This window comes from Adlercreutzia equolifaciens (assembly GCF_029076695.1).
In the GTDB taxonomy this organism is placed as follows: Bacteria; Actinomycetota; Coriobacteriia; order Coriobacteriales; family Eggerthellaceae; genus Adlercreutzia; species Adlercreutzia equolifaciens_A.
This window is the reverse complement of the sequence record NZ_JARFIK010000547.1, coordinates 1-292: the sequence shown is the minus strand read 5'-3', so window position 1 is coordinate 292 and position 292 is coordinate 1. Positions and strand designations below refer to the sequence as shown.

Annotated in this window: 1 protein-coding gene; it reads left to right on the top strand. The window is 55.8% G+C overall.

What is annotated here, in order from left to right; translation table 11 throughout:
* Positions 1-102: 102 nt before the first annotated feature.
* Positions 103-292 (top strand): LysR family transcriptional regulator (locus tag PZH32_RS13555; protein WP_275208777.1); only part of this gene is annotated, 190 nt, incomplete at its 3' end.

The following is a 292-nucleotide window of genomic DNA, read 5'->3' as shown; positions in this document are numbered from 1 at the left end:
ATTGAAAAAGGGAATGCAGGGTCTGGCAAGCGATATGACCCCCGCTCAGTGGTAGAATACGCCCTAACAGCCAGACGTGGCAGCAGGGGGAAGGGGCAAGTCATGGACCTGGAATTCGTTCGTGAGTATGTTCACCTTGCAGACACGCTCAACTTCACCGCCACGGCCCGGCACTTCCATTTGGCGCAGCCGACGCTGAGCAAGCACAACTCCATTCTGGAGGCCGATTTCCATACCCAGCTCCTCAAGCGCGGGCACACTAAAACTACCCACACTGAAGAGGGTCTTTACT